Below are 25,408 nucleotides of genomic sequence, written 5' to 3'. Positions count from 1 at the left end.
CCTCCCCCACCGCAGAATGCCTGAGAGAGGTACTCCCCTGCCTGAGAATAAGGCTATTTTCCGTGGGAGAAGTTTTCGCAGCTGCAAACTAAAATATCATATCTTAACAAAATAAAGAGCACTTTTGAAGCGCAGACAGTACAAGAAAAAAGTTTAAATTTGTTGCAAATGCCACTTTTCATTATATAGTATTTATGTTATAATTACTTTACAGCGTGCAGGAAAAAAACTGCACTTAAATCAATGAAAAGAGGTAATTTCCAATGAATAAAATAACCAACGACATTTACTACATCGGAGTCAATGATCACGAGCTCGACCTCTTTGAGGGACAGTATGACGTGCCCAACGGCATGGCTTATAATTCATATATTATCCTTGATGAGAAGATAGCAGTCTGCGATACCGTCGACGGAAACTTCACAGACCAGTGGCTCAGCAATATCACTGAGGTGCTCGGTGACCGCAAGCCCGATTACATCATCGTTCACCACATGGAGCCCGACCACTCCGCTAACCTGAAGAACTTTCTGGACAAGTATCCCGGGACTGTTGTTGTGGGCAACGCAAAGACCTTCACAATGATAGGCAACTTCTTCGAGGATATGAACATCGCAAACAAGCTGGAGGTCAAGGAGGGGGACAAGCTCAGCCTCGGAAAGCATGAGCTCACATTCGTTTTCGCTCCCATGGTCCACTGGCCCGAGGTAATGTTCTCATACGACAGCACAGATAAGGTGCTCTTCTCCGCAGACGCCTTCGGTAAGTTCGGCGCTCTTGACGTTGAGGAGGACTGGGCTTGCGAGGCTCGCCGTTACTACTTCGGCATCGTAGGCAAGTACGGTATGCAGGTACAAGCTGTTCTCAAGAAGGCTGCTGCTCTTGACATAAAGATAATCTGTGCTCTCCACGGACCAATTCTCAAGGATAACCTTGACTACTATCTGGGACTCTACAACACCTGGTCAGGCTACGGCGTTGAGTCCGAGGGCGTGTTCATCGCTTACACTTCCGTATACGGCAACACCAAGAAGGCAGCAGAGCTCCTCAAGGAGAAGCTGGAAGCAAAGGGCTGCCCAAAGGTAGCTATCGCAGACCTTGCAAGAGAGGACATGGCTGAGTCCGTTGAGGACGCATTCCGCTACGGCAAGCTTGTCATCGCAACAACTACCTACAACGCAGACATATTCCCCTTCATGAAGCACTTCATTCTCGACCTCACCGAGAGAAACTACCAGAACAAGACTATCGGTATCATCGAGAACGGAAGTTGGGCTCCCATGGCTGCAAAGGTAGTAAAGGGAATGTTCGAGAAGTCCAAGAACATCACATGGACAGACACAACAGTATCTATCAAGTCTGCTGTTAAGGCTGCAAACCTTGAGCAGATAGACGCTCTCGCAGAGGAGCTCATGAAATAAAAATACAAGGAGGGACTAAGCGTGAAAGTTACACTCAATCCCGACAAAGAAGTAGTGGCAAGAATAAAGGAAGGTCTGAAAATGAAGGACGGCTACTGTCCGTGCAGACTGGCAAAGACTCCCGAGAACAAGTGTATGTGCAAGGAGTTCCGCGACCAGATCGCAGACCCCACATTTGAGGGCTTCTGTCACTGTATGCTCTACTATAAATCTCTGGAGGATTAAGGAGAAATATAATGGATGGCAAAACAGTGGAAGAGGAAGTTCAGCTGGCAGCCCAGCATTTCTCATGGTGACCGTAAGCAGAGTCGTAAAGGACTCACCTATTGCACAGCAGCTCATGAGCTTCGTTGAGAATTGCTCATGGTATGAGGTAAAGGAGCACATTGCGGAAATGCTCAGGAAGTGGGAGTTCACCGACTGGGAGTGTATGTTTGCCGCAGTTGAGAACGGCGAGATAGTTGGAATGGCTTCAATAATGAAGACGGACTACTATCCGCTTCCGGAAATATTTCCGTGGATCTCCTGCATCTTCGTAACGGAGAGTTCAAGGGGACGCCGCATAAGCGGCGAGCTTATAAACTCAGCCAATGCTTTCGCAAAGGAGCTGGGCTTCACAAAGACCTATATACCCACGGAGTATACGGGACTTTATGAGAAATACGGATACACCTATATCCGTGATATAGTGAACTACGGCGGCGATACCGACCGCCTGTATGCAAAGGAAATTTGATAACAGATCAGAAGGAGGTCTATTATGAATGAAATAATCATCACAAAGGAAAACTTCGACGAGGAAGTGCGCAACTATAAGGGTATGCCCATTCTTCTCGACTTCTGGGCAACATGGTGCGGTCCCTGCATGATGCTCTCACCCATAGTTGAGGAGATAGCCGATGAGCTTGACGGCAGGATAAAGGTCGGCAAGGTAAATGTTGACGAGCAGCCCGAGCTTGCAGCTGCTTTCAGAGTTGAAAGCATCCCCCTTCTGGTAGTTGTCAAGGACGGCGCTATCGTAAAGCAGGCTGTGGGACTTCGTCCCAAGGAGGACATTTATGATATGCTCGGAGTTTATCCCGACGTAAAGTAAGCCTGAGGACTCACCGATAACCGTGGTGCTGATATAGAAGTTTATACGTAAATATCGGGGAAAAACCTTTCTGAGGAAAGGTTCTTTCCCCGAACCCCTTTTCCAAAGACTTTTGGCTGGTTTTTATCAGGACAGGGCGCCTTAAATATAATAAAAAGGCATATATTATCAAGCGCCCTGTCCTGATAAAAACGAAACAGAGTCCTCAGAAAAAGAATTAAGGGAAGCACTTCTTCAAAATGGCTTTCCTCAAAATTGCGTATAAAACTGCTATATGAGTATAACGGTCATTAGTGAGCCCTTTTTTTTCAGACATTGCACGGAAATGCTCCTCAGCATTGTATATATTAGTGAAGCAACGCTTCTGACGGAAAGGAGGAATACCATGAATGATAATTCCGCGCTGTATGCATTCAATAAATTCGGCGACACGGTCCTGCGGGCAGCCTTCGCCATGACGGGCAGCTACCCCGAGGCAGAGGACATTACCCAGGAGGTCTTTCTGACACTCCATACAAAGCCGCAGGATTTTGAGTCCGATGAACATATGAAAGCCTGGCTGCTGCGTACAGCAATAAACCGCTGCAAGAACCTGAGAAAAAGTGCCCGTATAAGACGGGACACTCCTCTCGATGAAGCTCTGGCAAATACGCTGAGCTGTGAATTCACTCCCAGAGACAACGAGATAAGGGAGCGGATAGCAAAGCTCCCCGAGAGATACTCATCTGTGATATTCCTCTATTACTATGAGGAGTACAACATCAGAGAGATAGCCTCGATACTGGGAAAGAGCGAAAACACCGTCAGCTCGCTGCTGCAGCGCGGCAGGAAAAAGCTGAAAACAGAACTGGAAAAGGAGGGCTATATCTATGAGACCTAATGAATACGATGACCTGCTGAAAAAGATACGCTGCAGCGATGATTTCCGCAGCCGTATGCAGGAAAAGCTGAGCGCCGAGCCTTCCGAGGACGCCGAGTATGAGGAGATAGTCAGCGGAGAGGCGGAGGTCATTACTCCGGGGCGCAGATGGGGAAAGTTTGCCGCCTTAGCAGCGGCATTCGTGATAATAGGAGGAGCCGCAGGCGGAACAGCCTATCATTTTTCAAAGGTAAACAGCGACAACGTGATCACCGACAAGGACGGAAATAAGTTCGTTGACGACGGCTCAATATATGCTGCTCTCAGAAGTGAGAAGGACGATTACTGTATGTTGGTCGGTGCGGCTCATGGGACAGAAAATGCAGCGAAGCTGGTTTTATGCAATTCTGCTTCAGAATTCTTTGATTACATGGACACTTACGGTGATAACGAGGAAATACGCAAGGATAGCGCCGTATTAGGCAGTGAATGTATTTATTTCCGCTTTGGAAGAATGGATCAGGGGAAAGACTTCAGCTATCAGCTTCTGGATCTGACTATGGATCAATCTGCGGAATATATCTGTCAGGTATATAATAACGGCACCTATGTATGGAGCGATATGTCAGCTTCGAGAGTTACCTATCACCGTCTGAAAAACGGAGAAGAGGGATTTGATGATCTCAGGGCAATGCTTATGAAGTACACTATCGACTGGGCAGTTAACAGCCCTGACGCAAATGAAGGTCTGAGATCGCTGCTGGACGAAAAATTCAATCATATTGACAGCGATTATGCTTATTATATGTCGGGCAGTTATGACGGACCTGTGGAATACAAGATCGTCAACTTCAATACATTAAAGGCAGACCTTCTGAAGTTTGACTGGGTCTATCCGGGATTTGTTCCCATGACAGATGCCGTATATATGCTCAGCGCGTTAAATGGTTCGGAAGGTAATTATGAAACTTCATGTCTGTACATTTCACGAAACGGAATTATCCGTATTGAGAACGGTGATATTATGAGGACCTGCTTTGCTCTTGAAAATGACAGCGACGTTGAGGCATTCAGGGAAATGCTTGATGAGCATTTTATACTGAACCAATACGGCACAGACGTTCAGGATTACATTATACGGGATGCATTTAATGAGAACTATGACGGAAAGACTGCAAAATTCCGCAAGGACAGCGGACAGTTCACAGGGGACACCGATGTCACCGTCAGTGACTTTGAGGGACTGAAAAATGAGCTTGCTTCCCTTGAATGGGTGACCTGCGAGGTCAGCGATGAGAATATCTATAAGGATTTCTATATTGCAGGCGCAATTATCAGCAGAAATGGCTATATCTACCCACAGAGCGGCGATACACATCAGTGTGCATACAGGCTGAAGTTTGACAGCTCACTGAACAGGTTCAGGGAGATACTTGACGCTCATTTCACAGAGAACAGCGAAGAAACTACAATATACAGCAAGCTTAAAGTTGATAAAGAGAGCTATACCGTTGACCTCAGCGATGACATCAAAAAGAATGATATTGATAAGAATAGATTGTTTGAATATCTTGATAATTATGATATGTCATCAGAAATAGGACCGGGCGAGTTTAGTCCGAGTGATAAGAAAATAACTGTATTTTTCAGAAAGATCGGTGAAGCAAAAAAGGAATATTCTTACGTCGGAGCAAATGAAAAATATGCTTATAAATTAGTGATATACGATACAGGTGCATTTACATGGACTGAAAACAACAACGGCAAAGAGAATCTTACAATGCACAGTTTTGCTGATGACGGCAAGGTATATCAGGATATTCTGGATATGTTTGCAGAATAACGGCACGCGCATCTTGCTATTTATGGCTTTTTATGTTATAAGCGCAGAGCCTGCGCCCCCTTTTTCGCGTTATAATACGTCGCACGGGAACTTTTTCGCCGCGTCCCTTGCTATTATAGTGCTTTTATGTTATAAGCGGGGAGCCCCCGCAGGCTGTTTCGCGGCGAAGAATCATAAAACAGCAGTTTTTCTCCGCGCATCTTGCTATTTTCGTACTTATATGTTATAATATATGAAAGTCTCCGCAGTCGGTATGGCTGCGGAGAAATTTTTTCGGAGGTATAACTATGAAGCTCATATCATGGAACGTAAACGGCTTTCGTGCTTGTCTGCAAAAGGGCTTTGAGGACTTTTTCAAGGCTGCGGATGCTGATATATTCTGCTTACAGGAAACAAAAATGCAGCCCGATCAGGCGGACTTCAAGCCCGAGGGCTATCACATATATTTTCACAGCGCTGTAAAGAAGGGCTACTCGGGAACTGCCGTTTTCAGCAAGACAGAGCCCATTTCCGTGACCTACGGCATAAAAGGCGAGCACCTTGACGAGGGAAGGGTCATCACCTGCGAGTATGAGGACTTTTACTTCGTGTGCTGCTATGTGCCCAACGCACAGGACGGTCTCAAGCGCATAGACTACCGCATGGAGTTCGAGGACGCCATGAGAGGCTATCTGTCGGAGCTTGACAAGAAAAAGCCCGTGGTGTACTGCGGCGACCTCAACGTTGCTCATAACGAGATAGACCTGAAAAATCCCAAGACCAACCGCGGAAATGCAGGCTTCTCCGACGAGGAGCGCGGCAAGTTCACGGAGCTTTTAGGTGCAGGCTTCACTGATACATTCAGAAAGCTCTATCCCGATACCGTTACATATTCCTGGTGGTCATACCGCTTCAAAGCCCGTGAGAAGAACGCGGGCTGGCGCATAGACTATTTTGTGGTGTCGGACAGATTTATGGAGAGGGTAAAGGATTCCGAGATACTCACGGATATAATGGGCAGCGACCATTGTCCCGTAATGCTAACCATAGAATAAACGAAAAAGCCATAAAGAGGCAAGAGCTTCTTTATGGCTTTGTTATTTTATCGGCTGAATACCTCCGAGAAGATATTGTATTTCTTGTCGCTTCCCGAGGAATAGATGGCGAAGCAGACGTTATCAAAGAGCTGTCCGTACTTCTCGTCAATGAGGACCTTCCGGAAATAGCCTGCCACATCTTCTGAGGAGTTGCCGAAGGCTCCGCAGCCCCAGGCTCCGAGAATAATGCTCCTGTGACCGTGTTTTGCGGCAATTGCCAGCATTATCCGTATGCGCCTTGTCATCACCTCGGCTATCTTCTTGTTTGAAGCAAAGATAGCAGCGCCCCGCCTGTTGGGAGCAGGCACGGTTATGACGGACGCCATGAAAGGCTTCTCCAGCAGCTCACATTCACAGCTTCGGAAAACGCATACATCAGGCGAATACAGCATATAGTCCGATTCCGTGGAGCTGAGGTGAGTGTTGTTATAGCGGTACATTTCTCCCGCAGCCTCGGAAGTTATGGAGGCATAAAGGGTGCTGCACCTGCACAGCGCCTCTTCCTGGGTATTGGCTCCCAGACGGAAGCCGCCGCCTGCCTTGTGAGCGTTGGCGAAGTTCATAACAAAGGCGTTTTCAAAGCGGCTGGCGGCAGTGAATGAGTCCTCCTTAGTGACGGTGATGGTGCACATATCGCCCTCGGGTATCACCGTAGACTCCACAAGGGCAGCGCCATTTTCGGGAGCCCATACCTCAACGGCAGAGGTGTCCTCGCAGGGCAGCTCAATTTTTTTGCCGCCCAGCTCATAGAAGCCGTCGGCGGTTATCTTCATGGTCTCATTTGCAATGGCGATGTTGTTCATAAAAACACCTCAGTTCTTTATGTCGATGATGACATACTCAGAGAATGTACCTGTCTTGAAGGGGATAGCCCAGCCCGAAATGCCCGATGTTACGATGAATTCGGTATTGCCTCGCTTCTCAGTTCCGTATACTCTGTCGTTGGCGCCGAGGAGCAGTCCTATCTGTCCCGCAGGCCAGATATGTCCGCCGTGGGTATGACCCGAGAATACTAAGTCTGCGCCCGACTCCGCCTCATTTGCGTAGTCATTGGGCTGGTGGTCGAGAATGAAGTTGAAGCTCTCAGCGTTCATATCCTTAGCAAGGGCGGACATTTCAGCACGGGCTTCGTTGCTCTTGTCCTGACGGCCAATGAGGGTAAGTCCCTCAGCTATCTCCACGGACTGGTCCTCAAGGATTGTGACATTGTTCTTTTTCAGCTCCTGGCGGAGGTCATCGGCAGTGAAGTCACGGTAGCCTTCAAAATAGCCCTTGTCGTGGTTGCCAAAGATGAAGTAGACTCCGTATTTTGTATCCAGTTTTCCGAGAGCTTCACAGGAGCGGACCATGTCCTCCCTGCATGAGTCGTCGTCAACGTAATCGCCTGCGATGACCAGCATATCGGGCTTTTCAGCCTGTATGCGCTCCATCTCCCTTGCGAAGTCATCACCCTTGAGTGTGATACCCAGGTGAGGGTCAGCGATAGCGGCAATTCGGATACCTCCCCCGGGGAGTGGCTTGTCCGTGTGGAGCTCATAGGCTGTACGCCTTACGTCGTGGGCGTTGTGCCAGCCTATGGCAAGGTATACCGCCGTAAAGAGAATGGCGATAACTCCCTCGATATTGCGGCGGCGCTCTTTTTTTGCTATTTTTCTGACTATGGCGGCGATGATGTCAGCGATGAGCCAGAATATCATAAGGTGGAGCACCACAACTATGACGGTGTAGATATTGATAAAGGCGAAGCAGGCAAGTCCGCCGAAGGGTATCAGGCAGGCGAGCCAGGAGAGCACCTTGTGCTTCTCGCCGAATTTTTCCATGAAGCTGAATCTGTGAAAGCGAGTGAACAGATAGACAGTTCCCCCCACAGCCATTATCAGCAGGAGTGCAAAGAGTATCAGCCAGAACATATAACTCCTCCTATTATATCGTAAAGAGCGTCCCTGTCAGCCTTATAGGGGCAGCTTGCCAGCTTTTTCGTATTTTTCAGCAGGTTCTCCGCAGCCCTTTCAAGAAGCTCCCTGTCAGCCATTACCGGGCTGATTTCAGCGATAAACCGAGCCAGACTTTCGGTGCTGTCAAAGCCTGCGAGGGAGAGTATATGGCTGCGGTCGGCTTCATCGGCAAGTCTGAGGTAGCCGCTCTGGAAAAGTCCCACAGCAGCTCCGTGAGGAATACCGCCCTCGTAGGTGAGAGTGTAGCTGAGACCGTGGGGCACCGATGTACCCGTGTGGGCAATAGCCATTCCTCCGAAAGTAGAGGCACAGAGCAGGTCCGCAGCAGCCTTTTCCGTGAGCTTTTCCTCTCCGCTGAGGTATCTGCGGCAGCTGCTCCACAGCTTCAGTCCCGTATCAGCGAACATACGGCTGAAGGGCGTAGCGGCGGAGTTTATATAGCTCTCTATCATATGTCCCAGAGCGTCAACGGCAGTATTTGCAATGACCTTTATGGGAGCTCCCATCAGATATTTGCCGTCGCATAGGGCAATATCGGGGAATACCTTATGTACCATTGAGGTCTTGGTGCGCAGGTCATGGCGTGTGAGCACAGCTATCCCCGTGACCTCCGAGCCTGTTCCGCAGGTAGTGGGAACAGCAGCAACGGGGATATTGTCGGGAGAGGCGCCGGCATCGAATAGCAGCTCCCGGGGAGAGCCGGCATTTTTTATCATGACAGCGATAGCCTTTGCAGCGTCAAGAGGTGAGCCGCCGCCCACTCCCACAACGAAGTCCGCGCCGCAGGAAACACCAATATCACGGGCTTTCATGACAGTCTCCACTGAGGGATTTTCCTCTACCTCGTCAAAGACCGTGTATCTTATACCCTCAGCCTCAAGTGCAGCCTTTACATCGTCCAGAGAGCCGTTTTTCTTTGAGGAGCTCCTTCCCGTTACGATGAGTGCGCAGCTTCCCAGAGCTGCCAGGTCGGCGCTGTGTACCAGCACGCAGTTATTTTCCGAAAAAACCTTTACAGGCATATAATAATTCATAATATCACCTTTATCCAGGAATGAAAAAAGTATCCGAATGGCGGGACAATGCGGTCATCGCCACATATTTTAATATTATCATAATTTTCATCTGCGGTCAATATATGGGTAAAAAAAACGCCTCTTTGTTGCATATAATCTTCTATGCCCTGTATTCGGTTGAAATGGGCAGTTTCCTGTGTTATAATATGTGTAACTTTCCACGGCAGCAAGGGGGAATATGCCTTATGAAGAATGACAATGATTTCAGGGTAGCTGCTGACGAGATCGCTGACAGAATGGGGGCAGGGTGGAATTACGGAAACACCCTTGAAGCAAACAGGGGAGGAACTCCCGATGAGACTGTATGGGGCAACCCGAGGGCTTCCCAGGCAATGGTGGACGCTGTTGCGGATGCGGGCTTCGGTACCGTCAGGATACCCGTTTCCTTTCTCAGCAAGATCGACGACAGCTGCGGATATAAGATAGACCGGGAATGGCTGGACAGGATAGCCGAGGTGGTGGATTACTGCTATAACAGAGAGCTTTTCGTCATTATCAATATCCACGGTGACGGCTACCATACCATCAAGGGGGGATGGCTTCTCTGTGACGGCAGCGACCAGTCCTACATAAAGGAAAAATACGCCGCTGTCTGGCGGCAGATAGCTCTGCGCTTTGCGGACTATGACGAGCACCTCATCTTCGAGAGCATGAACGAGGTCTTCGACGGGATATATCACACTCCCGTTGCGGAGTATTACGAGAATATCAATGATTACAACCGCATTTTCATCGACACTGTCAGAAGCACCGGGGGCAATAATACCCACCGCTGGCTCATGGCGGCAGGCTGGAATACGGATATAAACTATACCTGCGGCGGATACGGATTCCGATTTCCCGAGGATAAGCTCTGCACCTGCGGAGAGGGCAGGCTCATACTCTCCGTTCACTGCTATGACCCGTGGGACTACTGCGGCGAGGAGGAAAAGACCATTTTCCTCTGGGGCGAAAAGGGACAGGAGATCATCGAGCTTGAGCTGGCAGATCAGCGATATATGGCTGACTGGGGCGATGAGGAGCATATAAGGGCTCAGTTCGCCAAGCTTAAAAAGGACTACATCGACAGGGGGATACCTGTAGTTATAGGAGAATTCGGCTGTATAGACCGTGCGGTGTGCGCTCCCCATATCCCCGACAGGATAAACGAGAACCGCGCCTACTATGACGGATTTGTGGCAGGTACTGCGGCTCAGAATGGTATTGTCCCCGTGTACTGGGACAACGGCTTCAACGGCAAATTCGGTCTTGCGCTGTTTGACCGCCGGGCGGTAAAGGCTACACAGCCCGGGATAATAGAAGCCATTATCAACGGCGTAAAGAATAAAGACCCCATGGCAGGCAGACGCTCCGACGTAAAAAAGTGCATATAAATCATAATTTTGCGGAGCAAAATTATGATTTGAGTAAGTAGTAAGTAGAAAGTAGTGAGTAGAAGCCGATACACTGAATAATACTACTCTCTACTTACTACTCTCTACTCACTCATAATTTATAAAACACAATGCCCCGAAGCACTATGATGTGCCTCGGGGCATTATTTCTTTATTTATATCCGTCTACTCGCTAAAAGTGATCATGAGTACATTTCAGTAAAGAGACTCTTGTCTATGTTTACCTCGGGCATAGGCTCAGCGCCCTCATTGAAGTGAACGTCATAGTAGAAGTTGTAGATAACATAAACATCGTCATTTGCAATGGTCTGCTGATACATGGGGATACCTGTTTCCTTATCTACATAGCAGGTAATATCTTTTTGATAATCTTTGCCTTCTACAGATGTAGATGAATGGTAATCAATTACATAGCAGTCTCTGCCTTCAAAGGTAGTATCGCCTGTAATATCCCATTTACTGAAATCATAGAGGTAATAAATGACGAGATCTTGACCGTTGGGGCAGTTCATTGGTCTTGTTTCTTTTCCTATTGTGGTCCCTGGGTCTACGACCCTGATGCTGTTTTCAAGACTGAGCTTGGGATCGTCCTTTCTCGGGACAAAGTTATCAAACTTATTATATCCGCTATTTCCGTCATGACTGTTCCAGTAATAGTTCTTTTCTCCGTCACAGTAAGATTCTTCTGATTTCTGAGAATCAATATCAACGCTCTTTACAAAATCAAGGAGCGACTGAATGTCCTGAGCGCCATTATAATCTATGTCATTGCCGTTAATATTATATGATGTCAGTGCATTATTATCGGCGTAGTACTTGTTCGGCATGATGAGAGATCCTATATCAGCGTCATTACTTAAATAAGCATTTGCCTTTTTTGCACTTATTTTGTCATAGTGATCCATGGAATTGAGCATCTTATCCACGATCTCCAGCTTCTGGGCATCAAGCTCGGGACCTGTTGTCCCGATATCATCTATGACCCATTTATTGCCGTCGTTTACGATCTTCATTTTCATATCACACCTGTTGGGCACACTGGTAAATTCATAGTGTACGCAGGCAGTGAAGCTGTTATCGGTAATGTCGGATATTTCGATGGGCTCGTCCTTGAGGTGATAAAAGCTGTATGTGGAAGGTATTTTATAAATGTCATCATATTTTTCGCTGCTGCAATAAAGCTTGCCGCCTATCATCGTGTAGGTGCCGAAATGAGGGGGGGCTTCATTAACGGAATATATGCGGTTAGCCTCATAGTCTGTAAGGTCATCGCCTATAAGATCGGGGAACTGCTTGTCGATGCAGCTCTGTGACATAAAGGAAAGCGCCTTATCCATTACCTCATCGGTATTGTTGTACTTCATTCCTGTGGCATAATACTCATAGCTCCAGATCCCGCGATCATGTCCTGCCCATGATGTAGCATTTTCGTCTTCCAGTGCAAACCAGAAGAAAGAGTAGTTCGGATTGTCATTCCTTCTAAGGTATTCATCCTGTTCTTCGACGGACATACTGTTGCGTTCTTCTTCGGTCAGACCACGCTCAAGTATCTCATCGTTATTATAGGGCTGTATAAAGTCCTCATATGCGTTCAGCAGAGACTCCGCGGTGATGCGGTATTCTTCTGCGCGGCTGTCATCAACAGCCCCTGTGCTCTCCTGTGACATTTCCTCGGAAACATTTGTGGGGAGCTCGTCTTCGCCGTTGCCGTCACGGAACTGCTGTGCGATGTTGTAGCCTCCGAAGGAGCCTGCACCCAGTACAAGTGCGGCAGCTGCCGCTATGGAAGCGCTCCTCCACTTGGGACGCTTATAGCGCTCAACGCCTGTTACTTCAATTTTTCTGTCGAATTTCTTGTCTGCATTCATATCTGTATCGTTATTGTATTTTCTCTCGCTCATAGCGTAGATCCTCTCCTTTTCTTCATCAGTGAGTACGGGGAAGTCCTGAGCAAGGGAATCTATGGTCATATCATCGGTATTCTTAAAAAGATCGTCTTTCATATGAGATCCTCCTTACTAAAACCTGCTTCACAGAGCAGGTCTTTAAGTTTCAGCCTGGCGCGGCTGCTTCGTTTCTGGACTGCCGAAGCTGTCATGGAAATGCTTTTTGCTATCTCTTTGGCTGTACGGTTGTAGTAATACTGCTGTATTATAATAGTAGTATCGGGTTCGCCCAGCTCCTTTATCTTACCGAGGATAATGTGTGAGCGCTCGGCTTTTTCGGCATTTTCCTCTATCCTCTCATCTGAGCGAAGCTCGTCCATTGTATCGTCGTCTATATAAACGCTCCTGTTATTTCTCAGGCTGAGCCTGCGGAAGGCGTCTATAGCGGTATTTCTTGCTACTGCGGCGATAAAGCTTTTAAGATCCCCCGAAAACTCCGTGGTGGTGTCAAGCTGTTTGTATATCTTGAAAAAGACATCGCTGACGCAGTCTTCAATGTCCTCGCGGCTGCCGCAGTTTCTCAGTATATTGATAACAATGGCGTAAACATAGTTGCAGTATCTGTCAAAGACCGCCCTGTGGCATTTCTGCACAGACTCAGCCATAAGCATACGCAGTTCCGTGTCCGTCATCAGGAACTCCTCCTTTTTTGAATGCATTCAATAATATAATCGAACCGGATAAAAAAAACAGACACATAATTCTATCATTTTTGGAGAAAAAATTCAAGCTCTTTGAAAAACAGAAAAAAATTATTGAAAAACAATAATTTTCTATTGACAAATGATATTTTATGTGATATACTATAGTCACAGTAAGAAATACGGCACAGGTCCGTAGGAAAGGAAACGTCTGTATGAGGACGATGAGTAAGGCTGCGGCGCTTCTGGGAACGCTGTTTATCCTGACCGGCTGCGGAAAGGGAATAAACTGCGACCTGCCGCCTGAGCCCATAAAATTCAACACAAAGACTTATGTTTCTCCAACTGACAAGGACGATACCTATCTGGAAATAGAGTACGATGGAAGAAAATTCCTCCCCTATGGCACCGTGGAAAGGTCCCTTAAAGGCGAAGATGTGGGGAAGTGTCTCGGATATGTGATACAGGACGGCACGGAGGACAAAAACACAAGGATCTGCCTGCTCACTGCCACAGAGGATTATCTTGCAGAGATATTCATTGACGTCGGAATGCAGCAGCCTGTGTTTTTCAGAGCAGAGGACACCATAGGAAAGACGGCGGACACTCCGTCATATATAAAAAGCCTTGATTACGATATATGGCGCTGACCAAATAATATAAAGGAGCTTATTTTTATGTGGAACAAGGACAAATCACTTTTTCTATCCCGTATACTGACCGTTGTGGCAGCAGGAGTGGCGATATTCGTTGCATTCTTTATCCCCACGCTGTCTGAGTGGTATCAGTACGTGATGGCAGTAGAGACAGCGGGCATACTTGACAGGAGCTCGATGTTCATACCAATGTGCGTAACACTCTATGTATGCGATGCGCTGGCGCTGGCAGCACTGTGGAACCTTCATCTGCTGCTGAGAAACATCAGCAAGGACCAGGTATTCATTCCCAAGAACACCTCCTGCCTGAGACGCATTTCCTGGATATGTATCGCAGTAGGCGTAGTGCTCATGATATTCGGGCTCTGGAGTTCGATATTCGCCTTTATTGGTATGATAGCTGTAATGTTCGGACTTATTATGAGGGTGCTGAAAAATGTCTTTGAAAAGGCAGTAGAGATAAAGTCGGAAAACGACTTTACTATATAACAGGAGGTGCTTTCCATGCCGATAGTAGTAAATCTTGATGTAATGATGGCAAAGCGGAAGATGTCCTCTCAGGAGCTTGCCGAAAGGGTGGGCATAACCACTGCAAACCTCTCCATACTGAAAACGGGAAAGGCAAAGGCGGTAAGATTTTCCACTCTCGAAAAGATATGCGACGAGCTGGACTGCCAGCCGGGGGATATACTGGAGTTCAAGAGAGAATAGGGGGGATAATATGAAGGTACTGAAATGGATAGTTCTGGTGACCGGCGCTTTCGGGGTGATATGTGCGGGATTTATGATAGCAGGATTATTCCGGTATACGAGAGGTGTTCCGAGGATAACTCCAAAGAATGACCTCACATTCAGCGCAGGCACGGTGATAAATTTACATGATATAGCTGATATAGAAAAATATGATACCGCAGGCATATGTGACGCTTACTGGGACGACGGTTCCGTGGACGGGCTGGTCATCACAGGTGAGGGCAGCTCAATAAGAACGGGAAGCCGTAAAGGCGAGCTGAATCTGATAGTCGATGCACGCGGTTACAGCGAAGCAAGGTCGGAAACAATAAAAGTAAAGATGGTCTGAGGGGGAGTACAGGAAACTCCCGTCACATCGGCATACAGTCAATATACTATATTCAGATATGTATAATATGCTTTAAGAGGAGGCGTTACTATGAAAAAGACAGCTGCAACGGAAAGAAGAGAGCTCAAAATAACCTACGGCACAGACCTCTGTCTCTGCGTCATGAACTTCCTTGTATGCTCTGTGCTCTGCGCAGGGGGAAGCGAATGGCTGTGTATGGCAGGTGTCATCGCCCTTCTGTCGGCAGTTCTGCCGCTGGGGTTCAGGCGGCTCTACTACAAGGACGAATATACGCCTAAGTCAGTGGGCGCGGTAATGACCGTCTACAGGCTCATACTCACAGCACTGCTCCTCTACGGCATTGACTTTTTCCTCATAGCTTAAAAGGAGAGATAAGAATGAAAAAGGGAACAACAGGCGGCATACACACATTTCTTAAATTACTTGCAGGCACTATCGCAGCAGGCTCAGTCCTGTTTTCGGGAGCTGTTGCCCTGCGGCTGTACAGAGTCAACTACCGCATAACTCTCAGCGATGAGAACCTTGCCCACATAGAGCAGGTCTTTGATATAAGCGAGGCGGACGAGTTCAGATACTTCAGCTACAGCGGCAGGGACAGTGAAAAGGGCGAGACAGTGGAGCTTGAGACTGACGATTACGAAAGGTTCATATCCGAGAACGTCAACGCCCCTCTGGAACTCCGCCCCACAAACGACGGCAGATTGCTCTACGATTACAGCGACGGCAGAGGTGAGATAGAGGTGACCTGCCTTGCAGGCGGAAGCTATTGTATAAAGCTCCATGAGACAGTATAAAGGAGGATACCATAATGGATAATAACAATAATCTTTACGGACAGTACCCGGGTACGCCCTATTCTATGCCCTATACACCGCCTCACCCTGTGGCAAAGGTGAAGGAAAAGCCCGAATACTCAAAGGGGGAGCTGATCCTTTCGGCATTCGTGTTTATTGCAGCATTCTTCTTCGTCAGGTTCGTGGTGTTCCACGCTACGGGCTTCATCACCACGGGACTATTTATAGCGATCATTACCGCGGCAATTATCTACATGAAGAAGCGAAGCTGCACCTTCTCAGGCTACAACAAGCTGCTGACCGTGGTATTTTACCTATTTTCCGCGGTATTTTCCATAACCGCCAACAACTTCATAAAGACTCTTGATGTGCTCTTCCTTTTCTGCGGCATTGCCTATCTGGTGTACTCTGTGGGAGCAGACAACAAGGGCGTGGAGCGCTATCTGCCCTTTGCACTTACAAAGGCTGTATTCGGTCACCCATTCTCGGGCTTCACAAAGCAGACCGACATCGCTCAGGACTCACTCTCGGACTCAAAGACAGCCACAAATATAAAATACATCATTATCGGACTCCTTATCACTATCCCCCTTACAGTTGTAGTTGCAGGACTTCTCATGTCCGCAGATGACGGCGTTGAGAGAATGCTCACAGGTGTCATAAACAGCATTTTCAGCGAGGAGATATGGAACGTCATTATCCAGCTGGCAATAGCTTTTCCTGTTTCGCTGTATCTTTTCGGTATGCTCTACACCAGCACTCACCGCATCGGCATAAAAGAGCTTGACCCCAATTTGTGCAAGTTCAAGATATTCAATATGCGCTTCGTAAGCAACCTTGTGGTATACACCGCAGTAACTCCTATATGTATACTCTATGTGCTGTTCTTCATCTCACAGGCGAATTACTTCCTCTCAGCCTTTTCGGGCAGCCTTCCCGAGGGCTACAGCTACGCAGACTACGCAAGACGGGGCTTCTTTGAGCTATTTGTGGTAGCTCTCATCAATCTGGGCGTTCTCTGCTTCATGAGCCTTCACTCCAAGAAGGCAGGCAAGGAAAAGCCCTTTGCCCTGAAGTTTTACAGCATTGTCATCAGCGTATTCACCATTATACTCATCGCAACAGCTATGAGCAAGATGGTAATGTACATCAACGCCTACGGACTTACAGTTCTGAGAGTTTACACAAGCTGGTTCATGGTGCTTCTTGCACTGGTATTTGTACTGATAATAATAAAGCAGTTCCGCTATGATATGAAGTTTGCGAAGCACCTGTGCATTATCTTCACTCTCATGTTCGGACTCCTCTGTTTCTCGCGTCCCGAAGCCATCATCGCAAAGTACAACATAGAGATGTACCGTGCAGAGCAGCTTGACGAGCTTGATACGAAAGCCATTCTGCATATGTCCGATGACGGTCTCCTTGTGGCACTTGAGGAGGGCGAGGTGACAGCTGAGGAGGTCAACGAAGTGAAATACAGGCTCTATCAGCGCCACAGCTACGGAAGATACAATATCCCCGCAATGATAGTTGACAGCATGACCGAATAAGCTTTGGATAAAGCCGCATTTTCCCAGTATGTCAGGGAGAATGCGGCTTTTTCTCGTTATAAGGATCAAAAAGGCATACCTCTTTCCGCGCATATTGACTATTTATATTTGATGCAATAAGGAAAAATTTCGGAAAAAGACTTGACAACAGAGTTGATGCCGTATATGATGTATATATACATCTTTCGCAAAAAAGATGTATGATAAAACAAATATAAAATGCGGAAAGAACTGTATTTCCGCGGGAATGGATAGTTGGTATGGAAGTTGTAAAAAAGATATTCAAGGTCATAGGAAAGATACTTCTGGTGCTGCTGATACTTCTGATAATCTGTATTATCGGAATTTTCATCTATCACCGCATAATGATCTCAAAAAACAAGGAATTTCTGAAGGAAAAGGGCTACTATGATCCCGTTTCCGTGGGGGACTATTCCCTCAATGTTCAGAAAACAGGCAATGAGAACGGCGACCACAGGATAGTTATCCTCTCGGGATCAGGTCCCTGCTACAGACTGTTTATGAAGGACTATGCAAGCTATCTCCAGGGGGACGATCAGGTCATATTCCTGTCCCGTGCAGGCTATGATGCCAGCGATGACAGCAAGAAGGATATGACTGTTGAGAATGTAGTTGAGGACTACCGCAAGGCACTGGAAAATGCAGGAGTGCAGAAGCCCTATCTCCTCATGCCCCATTCTCTCGGAAGCATTTACGCTTCCTACTGGGTAAGCAAGTATCCCGACGAGATAGAGGCTATGGTAAATCTTGACGGATCATGTCCCAAGCCCATAGATTCTCCCGAGGAGGGACCGGGCAAGGACCTGATCTACTATCTTGCAAATCTTGGCGTAGGAGATGTGGCGTTCCACGCATTTATTCCCAAGGATCCCGATTATACTGCCGATGAGCAGAGAGCCTTCGATATAATGTATACATCGACTTTAGCTTCATCTTCGATCTATGAGGAAAGCAAATACTTCGAGCGAAACATTAATGATACATGGAATGCACTGGTGCCCAATGATGTTCCGAAGCTGTATATCTGCTTCAGCAACGGCTTCCGTACAACTGATGATGTAAACAAGTACATAGACGATAACGGCGGCTTTGATGAATGCTTTACGGTCAATCGGTTTGCCGATGATTTTGAGGGAAGCGATGAGGAGCGCAGAGCCTATGCCGTTGATAAAATGCTTGAGGAAGTTGCAAAGGAGCGCAGTGAGGTCATCGAGCCCTATATTGAAAAGCTTGGAAACTGCCAGATAAAGGACTTCCCCGGCGACCACTTCGAGTATCAGTACAGACCCGAGGAGTGCGCAAAGATAGCAAAGGAATTCATAGACAGCCTTGACTGATAAATAAAGACCCGTAAGCGATCGGCTTACGGGTCTTATTCTGTATTTTTTATGCGTCCTTTACGAATTTTTTCATCCCCTCGGGTACTTTTGGCTGGTTGAACCAGAACCAGCAAGCCTTTGATGCTGATTCCGTGGCTGCTGCAATAGCCAGAGCAGCTATTACATGACCGTGCTTCAATATGAACCTCTTTATCCTCTTCAAATCATTCTTTCCTTTCTTATATATGATCATTCTTTTCGGAGCCGAGCCTGAGCCTTTCTGCTGCCATTGCCAATGCGGAGGTAAAAACTCCCGAGGCAGCAAAAAAGGACAGCTCTGTCCTGAAGAAATGAAAAACGATGCAAAAGACGATCCACATACCGAGTAGTATAAGTGTTTTTGATCTCAGCTTTTTCTTTGTTTTATCGGAAAGAGGGTGATTTGGGTGTCCGACGGGTGCGAAAGCGATTATAGCGGCTGTCGATATGACAAGAAAAACGGCAGCTGTTACGGTCTTTCCCGCAGGTGACAGCAGCCTTAGTGCAGCGGTATATGCAAGAAGAAAGACCACAAGTACGGAAACACAGCCGACATGGGTCTTTGCGTGGTAGCCGCCCGCGTGCAGTCTGAGGGTAATGAATGCCGCGAGGCAGACGGTAAATGCGAGGAATTCGCCTGTCAGAACGGCAATAAAAATCGCCGCCATGAAATTTATCACGGTAGAGATGAGTATTTCCAGTCCATAGGCATAAGCTTCTATGTCCTCGGAGCTTATTATATTGTTATCTGAGAAGAAAACTGCGGTTTTCAGCGATAATTTTCCAATCACGGAGACTCCTTTTCGGTACGGGGGGTAAGTTCCGACTCTGCGTGATGAAAAGGAGCCTCCGCAGGGGACAAAAGCCCATTTAAGCGGAGTTATCCACGGCAAAGCCGTGGATATTTGTCTGTTTACAGACGGAACAGACTATCTTATATCATACCTCTTTAAAATCAGAAAATCAAGAACTTAGCGTGAAATGTAAGTTTTCAGCGTGAAATGCACATATTTGTTCATAGTTTGTTAATACTATGAGCAGAAATAAATGCCTTACGGCACTTATCTCAATATGCTATCATAATGTCCGCTGTGAAGATACCCTTTTCCCATTTAAAGGAAAGGATACCGTCAAGCTGTTTGACGGCTTCGCGGACGCTGTTTACTCCGATACCGTGACCGTATCCTTCTTTCTTTGTGGTCAGGTTATCGGCGTCCACCTCGTCGGAGGGGTTCATAACGCATATCCTCAGCTTTTTGTTATTCTGTATTATTGAGATATACACGTATTTGTCCTCTGACTGAGAGCGCTGGGTGCCCTCAATGGCGTTATCCAGCAGATTTGCGATTATCCTGCAAAGGAGGAGCTCATCGGTCTCCATCTGTTCTGTCACCATGACCTTGCAGGAGAAGGGGATACCCTTTTCGAGGGACTGTCCCCATTTCATATTAACTATGGCGTCAATAGCGGAAATGCCTGTATAGCAGACTCCGCTGGCTTCATTGACCTTTGAATAGAGTCTGTCCAGATGTACAACAGCCTCGGGACCCGAGCCCTGTCGGAACATTCTCTTAGCCGCCGCAAGCTGATTACTGATGTCGTGCTTGAGCTGGCGTATCTCTATATATTTGTTTTCGATGAGCCTGTAGTTCTCCTCCTCGGACTTGAGCCGCTGCTCCATGAGCTGGAGCTTGATAGTGTTGGAGTAGGTATCGAAAAAGTCGAATACAAGTATATTCAGCAGGAATATCCCTGCCACGGAGAGAAGATAAATGATAGTCCTTCTCGGGGAAATAGCGTGTGATACGAAAATACCGTTGAGGATTATCAGGCTCAGCAGCGGCACGAAGATTATGAGAAGCCAGTTTTTGAAGGGCAGCTCTCGCTGCTTGGGTCTGAGGTATTCCGCGATATATATACATATCCAGAAGCAGAACAGCTTTGAGCAAGCCATGCCGATATATCTGCCCATGCCCGAGGTAAGCTGTGTTTCGGGAGTTCCCAGATTGAGCAGCGTTATAGCTCCCATAGGGATTATCTCTGAGGCAAGTATGACGACAATGAACATCAGACAGTAGAAGATGATACTTCGTATCTTGCTCTCGAACATAGTCACGGAAATGAGCATCATCGCCCCGAACATGAATACCAGCTTGAACCAGGGGTTCAAGTGGGTGACAGTGACGGCTTCGATAACGCCGAACATCATGACGGCGGGGACAACAAGGAGCTTCGGGGAATACCGGCACTGCTCCTTCATTATCTGATAAAGGTAAAAAATAGTTATACACGCCTCAAGGGCGCAATTTACGGTTTCTATAATGTTTTCTGAAGTAAACATCAGCTCCACCTGCTCCTGCTGTAGTCCATAAAGCACTGTTTTATATTCTTGATATGATTTCTGCTTGCAAATAGTGTGTCACCGCTGGTGAGTATCACCTGATTTTTGCGGATATAGTCGATATTGGCGATGTTGGCGAGGGTGCTCTTGTCAAGGCGTGCGAAAAGCAGGTCTGACAGCTGGGCTTCAAGCTCCGAGAGGGTGCCCTTTGTGAAGTAATTCCCGTTTTTCGTATGAATAAGGAGCTTATGTGAGAACACCTCGATATAGAGAATATCATCGGTAGGTATCTTTTCGTCCTTGTCACCGTCCGATGCGATGATATAGCGGGTATTGCGGTAATACTCCCTGACCGCGTCGTCCAGCTGCTTCATATAAATAGAGCGGGGCTGGTTTTTGAGGATATATCTGAAGGCTCTCACCGCATAGCCCTGGCAGGCGAATTTCTCATAGCTCGTCAGGAATATGATAATTACCTTTTCGTCAATTTTCCTGATAAATTCCGCAGTTTCAAGACCGTTGAGCCCCGGCATTTCAATATCCAGGACAATAATAGCATATTTGTCCTCAGAAAATTCCGCAAGGAGCTCTCTGCCCGTTCTGAATTCGTCAAAGGAGAATTCATTGTCATAGGACTGGAGAGAGGAGATGTCCTCTTTTATTTTGATTAAAAATTTTTCTTCATCATCGCAAATGGCGATATTCAATATGTTTATCCTCCTTTTATCCAGCGCGCTGATGTTTAAAAATCTGACTAATCAACGCAAAACGGTCACTTCGTGCAAAACATATAACGGATTAATTATACTATAAAAAATATATTTTGTCAATCATTTAAGGGCAGGTTTTAAGAGAAAAATGAATTTTTCATGAACAAAACAGTGCATTTCACGCACAAAAATTACACTTGGCGCATTTCGCTTGAAATTTATAACGGTTTTGCGCTATAATCTTACTTAGTTGTGTTATATAATTATTCTGCTTTTCACAGCAGGGGATCAGTCGGTATGGGGATACCGTCAAAACATAATAAAGGATGTACAGGAGAAATAATAATGAAATGCAGCATAATAGTATCATATTGCCGCTCAACTGAGAGAGCGGTAAGATTGTACCACTCGCTTGAACACCAGGACTTCCCACATGATGAGTATGAGCTTATCTTCGTAAATTACGGTGAGAGTGATAACCTTTCCGATTATATCTCGGAACACCCCTCAAGTGTAAGGGTCCGCTGTTTCACTATTGCAGGCGCAAAAGAGGGACAGGCTAAAAATCAGGGGATCAGACGCGCCTCAGGTGAGCTTCTCATCTTCCTCAACGGTGATGAGATCGCTCCGCGAGACTTCGTTGCGGGGCACTATGAAGCCTATAAGAAGCACGGCAAGCCCGTTATGCAGTTCGGTCTCACCAAGCAGGTGTTTGAGGACAACGATGAGGTGTTCTTTGAGAACCGCGAGATACTCAGGAACGGCATACGCTACTGGCTCACAGAGCCCGAGACCTACGGACTGGACAAGCACAAGAGCTATTACTATATCAAGGATATACGCCTCAAAATGCTTGAGCCCTACCGCTATGATTTTGAGAAGGTAAAGTATAAGATGATATTCACCCAGACCTCAAACCTCTCCATACCCATGGAGTGTATCAGGCAGTTCGGCGGTATTGACGAGAATTTCCGCGGTCAGGAGGTAGAGGACTGGGAGTTCGGATACCGCATGATGAAAAACGGCGTGGATATAGTTTATAATCCGCAGGTAGCGGTTCTCCGCCTCTATGAGAAGGAGAAATTCGACAGCAAGCGCTACAGTGAATGGAAGAGCAACCTTGACATAATGCTCAGGAAATATAACGATAGCTTCCTTGACGAGCTGGCAGAGTTCAAGAGCTTCTTTGATCCTGTCCGCAGGGAGCGTATCCGTAAGGCAGAGCCCGGCAAAAACATCTGGATCGAGGTCTATAAGCACCTTGAGCGCTCGGCAAGAAAGCCTTCATTTGCTTGATATCCGCTATGCTGCGCCTTGTCCCTTCCCTGTAACAAGGGGCAGCAATATATTGATAAAAGGCTTGGGGAAATATCCTTGGGCTTTGATATTCCTTCCGAAAGCTTCGCATTTTTGCGGAGCTTTTCTGTTTTTCAGATAGGAAGATTATATAAATCATAATTTAACACCGCAGGTGTTAAATTATGAGTGAGTAGAGAGTAGTAAGTAGAGAGTAGTATTATTCAGTGTATCGTCTTCTACTCACTACTTTCTACTTACTACTTACTCAAATCATAATTTTGCTCCGCAAAATTATGATTTATCTTTATATAACGGGGAGACATATCACAAAGGATGCGCCGCCCAGGGGGCTGTCCTCGGCGGTGAGGGTGCCGTGGTGAAGGTCGGTTATCTCCTTGGCTATGGCAAGTCCCAGACCAAAGTGGGAGCGGTCCTCACGGGAGCGGTCGGCGCGGTAAAAACGCTCGAAAATATGCTCCTTGTCCTCGTCGGAGATTCCGCCGCCGCTGTCGGAGATCCTTATCCTGTGCCATGAGCGGTCAGCGGTATAGGCTATCTCTATCCTTCCGCCCTCGGGAGTATAGCTGACGGCGTTGCTGAGAATAACGGATATTACCTGCTTTATGCGCTCACCGTCCACGTCTGCCTTGGGGACGTTTTCGTCGGGCAGGCTTATATTCATGGTGATGTTCTTCTCCTTTGCGGGAGCGATAAAGGCTTCATAGCAGTCCAGCACCAGCGTATCCAGCTCTGTGGGCGCAGTTCTCGGTGCGAAGCTGCCGTTGTCTGACCTTGCAAGGGTGAGCAGGTCCTCTGTGAGGAGAGTGAGACGCTTGCCCTCCTTGCGGGCGATGTCCGCGAACTCCTTCTGCTGTGCCCCCTCGGAGCTGTCCATGGCATCAAGGGCGGAGATTATGGTATTCACGGGATTGCGTATCTCATGGGAAGCCGCCGCGATGAAGTGCGCCTGCTGCTCGTGGTTCTTCTTTATGGGCAGAAGCAGCCTTCTTGTGAACATAAAGGCAAAAACGAAAAGGGCTGCAACAGTAAGCAGTATTATAATAATGAAGTTGCGCAGCAGAGAGCGGAACTGCTCCTTTTCTGCGTCAAGGGAGTCTGCCGCGTAGAGCTCCGTGTAGCCCTTTTCGCCGCTGATACAGATGATACCCACATAGTATTCCCTGCCGTTCCTTTTGTAGGTCATTTCCTTGTGGCTGACAGAGCCTGTATAGCGGAGCTGCCTTATCTCGTCGGAAAAGTGCTGACGAATATCATTTATGAGGCTTTCCCTTTCCTCATTGGCAGTCAGGGCGGTGAACCGGGTGGGCTTTTCGTTGTCATAGATGAAAAAGCTGTAGTTATAGTTGCTCCTTACCGAACTTAGCCAGCTCTGGGTGACAACGTGCCTGTCCGACAGTGAAGCGCTGAAAGACGCCATATCCGTGCGGAAGGTCATGAGACTGTTCTCACGGATATTCTGTCTGCTCAGGTAGAGATACAGCCCCGACATTATTACTATGACCAGAGCGCACACCGCCGTGAACAGCAGAGTAAGCCTTATATGTACCTTTCTGAACATGGTCAGCCCTCCGTGGAAAGGCGGTAGCCTATGCCGTGAACGGTCCTGATGGCAAGGCTGCTGCCCACCTTTCTGAGCCTTCTGCGGACGAAGTAGATGTAGTTGTCAAGGTTTCCGCCCTCTATCTCGTAGTCCGCGCCCCATATCCTTGAGAGTATGGTGGAGCGTGAGAGGGTCTGGTCGGGATTGCGCAGGAAGAGCTCCATGAGCTCGCTCTCCTTGTTGGAGAGGGTGCAGCTGTCATTTGGCCCCGTCAGCACCTTTTCCTCAGCGGAGTACTCAACGTCTCCTGCTTTCAGCCTGCTCAGGCTCTCTATGCCCGAGTGTCTGCGGAGGCGGCAGCGTATCCTCGCCATAAGCTCCCCGAACTCATAGGGCTTTACGATGTAGTCATCGGCGCCGCTGTCAAGTCCCGAGATCCTGTCGCTGAGCTCCCCGAGAGCGGTGAGCATGATAACGGGAGTAGTATTGCCGCTGCTGCGCATTTCGCTTAGGATAGTGAGACCGTCCTTGTGGGGGAGCATACAGTCCAGCAGCACAAGGTCATAGGCGTTGCTGCTGAGGTAGTAGTCCGCGTCGGCACCGTCAAAGCATATATCAGAGGAATAGCCCTCCTTTTCAAGTCTGAACTGAAGGAGCGTACACTGCTCCCTGTCGTCCTCTATAATAAGTATACGCATAAAAACTGTCCTTT

Annotated in this window: 28 protein-coding genes; 17 read left to right on the top strand and 11 right to left on the bottom strand. The window is 47.5% G+C overall.

Annotated elements, in window-relative coordinates:
* Positions 1 to 263: 263 nt before the first annotated feature.
* The 7 genes from T488_RS0115075 to T488_RS0115045 all read left to right on the top strand — a co-directional run bounded on the left by T488_RS0115075 (position 264) and on the right by T488_RS0115045 (position 6,250).
* Positions 264 to 1,421, top strand: coding sequence for an FprA family A-type flavoprotein (locus T488_RS0115075; protein WP_028521523.1), 1,158 nt, complete (start codon positions 264 to 266; stop codon positions 1,419 to 1,421).
* Between the two features lie 21 nt (positions 1,422 to 1,442).
* Positions 1,443 to 1,646: a ferredoxin-thioredoxin reductase catalytic domain-containing protein gene (locus T488_RS0115070; protein WP_028521522.1), complete on the top strand. Its 204-nt coding sequence runs from the start codon at positions 1,443 to 1,445 to the stop codon at positions 1,644 to 1,646.
* Positions 1,647 to 1,710: 64 nt separating this feature from the next.
* Positions 1,711 to 2,157, top strand: coding sequence for a GNAT family N-acetyltransferase (locus T488_RS0115065; protein WP_028521521.1), 447 nt, complete (start codon positions 1,711 to 1,713; stop codon positions 2,155 to 2,157).
* A gap of 24 nt (positions 2,158 to 2,181) precedes the next feature.
* Entirely contained in the window at positions 2,182 to 2,514 is a 333-nt protein-coding gene (gene trxA, locus T488_RS0115060) for a thioredoxin (protein WP_028521520.1), read from the top strand.
* Between the two features lie 385 nt (positions 2,515 to 2,899).
* Positions 2,900 to 3,394 (top strand): RNA polymerase sigma factor, encoded by a 495-nt coding sequence (locus T488_RS0115055; protein WP_028521519.1) that lies wholly within the window; start codon positions 2,900 to 2,902, stop codon positions 3,392 to 3,394.
* Positions 3,384 to 5,216, top strand: a complete 1,833-nt coding sequence (locus T488_RS0115050; protein ID WP_028521518.1) for a hypothetical protein — start codon at positions 3,384 to 3,386, stop codon at positions 5,214 to 5,216. The genes T488_RS0115055 and T488_RS0115050 overlap by 11 nt, the downstream gene beginning before the upstream one ends.
* Positions 5,217 to 5,503: 287 nt before the next feature.
* Positions 5,504 to 6,250 (top strand): exodeoxyribonuclease III, encoded by a 747-nt coding sequence (locus T488_RS0115045; protein ID WP_028521517.1) that lies wholly within the window; start codon positions 5,504 to 5,506, stop codon positions 6,248 to 6,250.
* Positions 6,251 to 6,297: 47 nt separating this feature from the next.
* Here the strand turns inward: T488_RS0115045 and T488_RS18260 are convergent, their stop codons facing one another.
* The 3 genes from T488_RS18260 to T488_RS0115030 are packed head-to-tail and all read right to left on the bottom strand — an operon-like array spanning position 6,298 to position 9,281.
* A complete protein-coding gene (locus T488_RS18260; RefSeq protein ID WP_037298547.1) occupies positions 6,298 to 7,095 on the bottom strand; it encodes a TIGR02452 family protein in 798 nt (265 codons plus the stop codon).
* Between the two features lie 9 nt (positions 7,096 to 7,104).
* Positions 7,105 to 8,202 carry a metallophosphoesterase gene (locus T488_RS0115035; protein WP_028521516.1) on the bottom strand — a complete coding sequence of 366 codons (1,098 nt, stop codon included), beginning with the start codon at positions 8,200 to 8,202 and terminating at the stop codon, positions 7,105 to 7,107.
* Positions 8,190 to 9,281 (bottom strand): iron-containing alcohol dehydrogenase family protein, encoded by a 1,092-nt coding sequence (locus tag T488_RS0115030; protein ID WP_037298544.1) that lies wholly within the window; start codon positions 9,279 to 9,281, stop codon positions 8,190 to 8,192. Before T488_RS0115030 ends, T488_RS0115035 begins: the two co-directional genes overlap by 13 nt.
* A gap of 227 nt (positions 9,282 to 9,508) precedes the next feature.
* On the opposite strand from T488_RS0115030, the gene T488_RS0115025 reads away from it, so the two are divergent.
* On the top strand, positions 9,509 to 10,696 hold the full coding sequence (locus T488_RS0115025; protein ID WP_242838365.1) for a glycoside hydrolase family 5 protein: 1,188 nt from the start codon (positions 9,509 to 9,511) through the stop codon (positions 10,694 to 10,696).
* Between the two features lie 203 nt (positions 10,697 to 10,899).
* Here the strand turns inward: T488_RS0115025 and T488_RS0115020 are convergent, their stop codons facing one another.
* Positions 10,900 to 12,720 carry a hypothetical protein gene (locus T488_RS0115020; RefSeq protein WP_028521513.1) on the bottom strand — a complete coding sequence of 607 codons (1,821 nt, stop codon included), beginning with the start codon at positions 12,718 to 12,720 and terminating at the stop codon, positions 10,900 to 10,902.
* Entirely contained in the window at positions 12,717 to 13,295 is a 579-nt protein-coding gene (locus T488_RS0115015) for an RNA polymerase sigma factor (RefSeq protein ID WP_028521512.1), read from the bottom strand. Before T488_RS0115015 ends, T488_RS0115020 begins: the two co-directional genes overlap by 4 nt.
* Positions 13,296 to 13,519: 224 nt before the next feature.
* On the opposite strand from T488_RS0115015, the gene T488_RS0115005 reads away from it, so the two are divergent.
* The 8 genes from T488_RS0115005 (at position 13,520) to T488_RS0114970 (ending at position 18,764) form a co-directional block, all read left to right on the top strand.
* On the top strand, positions 13,520 to 13,954 hold the full coding sequence (locus T488_RS0115005; RefSeq protein ID WP_028521511.1) for a hypothetical protein: 435 nt from the start codon (positions 13,520 to 13,522) through the stop codon (positions 13,952 to 13,954).
* Positions 13,955 to 13,981: 27 nt separating this feature from the next.
* Positions 13,982 to 14,449 (top strand): DUF2975 domain-containing protein, encoded by a 468-nt coding sequence (locus tag T488_RS0115000; RefSeq protein WP_028521510.1) that lies wholly within the window; start codon positions 13,982 to 13,984, stop codon positions 14,447 to 14,449.
* 15 nt (positions 14,450 to 14,464) lie between these two features.
* Positions 14,465 to 14,671 carry a helix-turn-helix domain-containing protein gene (locus T488_RS0114995; protein ID WP_028521509.1) on the top strand — a complete coding sequence of 69 codons (207 nt, stop codon included), beginning with the start codon at positions 14,465 to 14,467 and terminating at the stop codon, positions 14,669 to 14,671.
* A gap of 10 nt (positions 14,672 to 14,681) precedes the next feature.
* A complete protein-coding gene (locus T488_RS0114990; RefSeq protein ID WP_028521508.1) occupies positions 14,682 to 15,041 on the top strand; it encodes a hypothetical protein in 360 nt (119 codons plus the stop codon).
* 90 nt (positions 15,042 to 15,131) lie between these two features.
* Entirely contained in the window at positions 15,132 to 15,425 is a 294-nt protein-coding gene (locus T488_RS0114985; RefSeq protein WP_028521507.1) for a hypothetical protein, read from the top strand.
* Between the two features lie 14 nt (positions 15,426 to 15,439).
* A complete protein-coding gene (locus T488_RS0114980; RefSeq protein ID WP_028521506.1) occupies positions 15,440 to 15,856 on the top strand; it encodes a hypothetical protein in 417 nt (138 codons plus the stop codon).
* 14 nt (positions 15,857 to 15,870) lie between these two features.
* Positions 15,871 to 17,406: a DUF4153 domain-containing protein gene (locus tag T488_RS0114975; protein WP_028521505.1), complete on the top strand. Its 1,536-nt coding sequence runs from the start codon at positions 15,871 to 15,873 to the stop codon at positions 17,404 to 17,406.
* Positions 17,407 to 17,666: 260 nt separating this feature from the next.
* Positions 17,667 to 18,764: an alpha/beta fold hydrolase gene (locus T488_RS0114970; RefSeq protein ID WP_028521504.1), complete on the top strand. Its 1,098-nt coding sequence runs from the start codon at positions 17,667 to 17,669 to the stop codon at positions 18,762 to 18,764.
* Positions 18,765 to 18,813: 49 nt separating this feature from the next.
* On the opposite strand, the gene T488_RS0114965 is transcribed toward T488_RS0114970, so the two are convergent.
* The 4 genes from T488_RS0114965 to T488_RS0114950 all read right to left on the bottom strand — a co-directional run bounded on the left by T488_RS0114965 (position 18,814) and on the right by T488_RS0114950 (position 21,833).
* Positions 18,814 to 18,969 carry a cyclic lactone autoinducer peptide gene (locus T488_RS0114965; protein WP_196243336.1) on the bottom strand — a complete coding sequence of 52 codons (156 nt, stop codon included), beginning with the start codon at positions 18,967 to 18,969 and terminating at the stop codon, positions 18,814 to 18,816.
* Positions 18,970 to 18,985: 16 nt separating this feature from the next.
* The gene (locus T488_RS0114960; RefSeq protein ID WP_028521502.1) at positions 18,986 to 19,576 is read right to left on the bottom strand and encodes an accessory gene regulator ArgB-like protein; all 591 of its coding nucleotides are present in this window, start codon (positions 19,574 to 19,576) and stop codon (positions 18,986 to 18,988) included.
* A 275-nt stretch (positions 19,577 to 19,851) separates the two neighbouring features.
* Positions 19,852 to 21,126: a sensor histidine kinase gene (locus tag T488_RS0114955; RefSeq protein ID WP_028521501.1), complete on the bottom strand. Its 1,275-nt coding sequence runs from the start codon at positions 21,124 to 21,126 to the stop codon at positions 19,852 to 19,854.
* Positions 21,126 to 21,833 (bottom strand): LytR/AlgR family response regulator transcription factor, encoded by a 708-nt coding sequence (locus T488_RS0114950; protein WP_028521500.1) that lies wholly within the window; start codon positions 21,831 to 21,833, stop codon positions 21,126 to 21,128. The genes T488_RS0114955 and T488_RS0114950 overlap by 1 nt, the downstream gene beginning before the upstream one ends.
* Before the next feature lie 348 nt (positions 21,834 to 22,181).
* Between T488_RS0114950 and T488_RS0114945 the strand changes: the two genes are divergently transcribed.
* Positions 22,182 to 23,132 carry a glycosyltransferase gene (locus T488_RS0114945; protein WP_028521499.1) on the top strand — a complete coding sequence of 317 codons (951 nt, stop codon included), beginning with the start codon at positions 22,182 to 22,184 and terminating at the stop codon, positions 23,130 to 23,132.
* Between the two features lie 307 nt (positions 23,133 to 23,439).
* Here T488_RS0114945 and T488_RS0114940 read toward each other — a convergent pair whose 3' ends face one another.
* Positions 23,440 to 24,714 (bottom strand): sensor histidine kinase, encoded by a 1,275-nt coding sequence (locus T488_RS0114940; RefSeq protein ID WP_028521498.1) that lies wholly within the window; start codon positions 24,712 to 24,714, stop codon positions 23,440 to 23,442.
* Between the two features lie 2 nt (positions 24,715 to 24,716).
* Positions 24,717 to 25,394: a response regulator transcription factor gene (locus tag T488_RS0114935; RefSeq protein ID WP_028521497.1), complete on the bottom strand. Its 678-nt coding sequence runs from the start codon at positions 25,392 to 25,394 to the stop codon at positions 24,717 to 24,719.
* Positions 25,395 to 25,408 lie beyond the last annotated feature (14 nt).

Source organism: Ruminococcus flavefaciens ND2009 (assembly GCF_000621785.1).
Lineage (GTDB): Bacteria > Bacillota > Clostridia > Oscillospirales > Ruminococcaceae > Ruminococcus > Ruminococcus flavefaciens_C.
This window is presented reverse-complemented; position numbering and strand designations above follow the sequence as displayed.